Consider the following 1,274-nt stretch of genomic DNA (forward strand, 5'->3'; position numbering starts at 1 on the left):
CCCGCGGGGCATCCCCCCCCCCCCCCCCCCCCCCGGCCCGGCACAACCCCCCCCCGGGGGCGCGGCGCGGGCCCCGCGGCCCCCCCCCGGACCGCTGAGCAGTTGCGCCGGGCCGAGTACACCGGCCCGATCACGATCATCAGCGACGAGGTGCACCTCCCTTACGACCGGCCGCCGCTGTCCAAGGAGGTGCTGCGCGCCGAGGTCGACGACGTCGCCCTCAAACCGCGCGAGTGGTACGACGAGAAAAACATCACCCTGCGACTGGGCGCCGCGGCCACCGGCATCGACACCGGGGCGAAAACCGTGACGCTGGCCGACGGAACCTCGTTGGGTTACGACGAACTCGTCATCGCCACCGGCCTGGTGCCGCGGCGCATCCCGAGTTTCCCGGATCTGGACGGCATCCGGGTGCTGCGGTCGTTCGACGAGTGCATGGCGCTGCGCACGCATGCGAGTTCGGCGAAGAAGGCCGTGGTCGTCGGCGCCGGCTTCATCGGCTGCGAGGTAGCGGCGAGCTTGCGTGGTCTGGGTGTGGAGGTGACCCTGGTCGAACCGCAGCCCACACCGCTGGCATCGGTGCTCGGCGAACAGATCGGCGAACTGGTGACACGGCTGCACCGCGACGAAGGGGTCGACGTGCGTACCGGGCTCGGAGTCGCCGAGGTGCGGGGTACCGGACACGTCGACACGGTGGTGCTCAGCGACGGCACCGAGATCAGTGCGGACCTCGTCGTCGTGGGTATCGGTTCGCATCCGGCGACCGACTGGCTGGCCGGCAGTGGCATCGAGGTCGCCAACGGCATCATCTGTGACGAGGCCGGGCGGACCAGCGCACCGCACGTGTGGGCGCTCGGCGACGTGGCCTCTTGGCGTGATGCGACGGGACATCAAGCGCGCGTTGAACATTGGAGCAATGTTGCTGATCAGGCTCGAGTCGTGGTGCCCGCGATGCTGGGTCGTGAAGTACCGACCAGTGTGGTCGTCCCCTATTTCTGGAGCGACCAGTACGACGTCAAGATCCAGTGCCTCGGCGAGCCGGAAGCCACCGACACCGTGCACCTCGTCGAGGACGACGGCCGCAAATTTTTGGCCTACTACGAGCGCGACGGTGTGCTGGTCGGCGTGGTCGGTGGCGGGTTGCCCGGCAAGGTGATGAAGGTGCGCGGCAAGATCGCCGCCGCCACCCCCATCGCAGAGATGCTGGCTTAGTAGCGCGAGCAGACGCTAAAGCCCCCGCACGCACGGCGTGTCGGGGGCTTTAGCGTCCGGTG

Annotated in this window: 1 protein-coding gene; it reads left to right on the forward strand. The window is 69.0% G+C overall.

Annotation, left to right across the window (positions count from 1 at the left end; translation table 11 throughout):
• A partial coding sequence (locus A9X01_RS17000; protein WP_301336942.1) for an NAD(P)/FAD-dependent oxidoreductase occupies positions 1-1,212 on the forward strand: 1,212 nt, incomplete at its 5' end.
• Between the last annotated feature and the right edge of the window lie 62 nt (positions 1,213-1,274).

Source organism: Mycobacterium asiaticum (assembly GCF_001668675.1).
GTDB classification, from domain to species: domain Bacteria; phylum Actinomycetota; class Actinomycetes; order Mycobacteriales; family Mycobacteriaceae; genus Mycobacterium; species Mycobacterium asiaticum_D.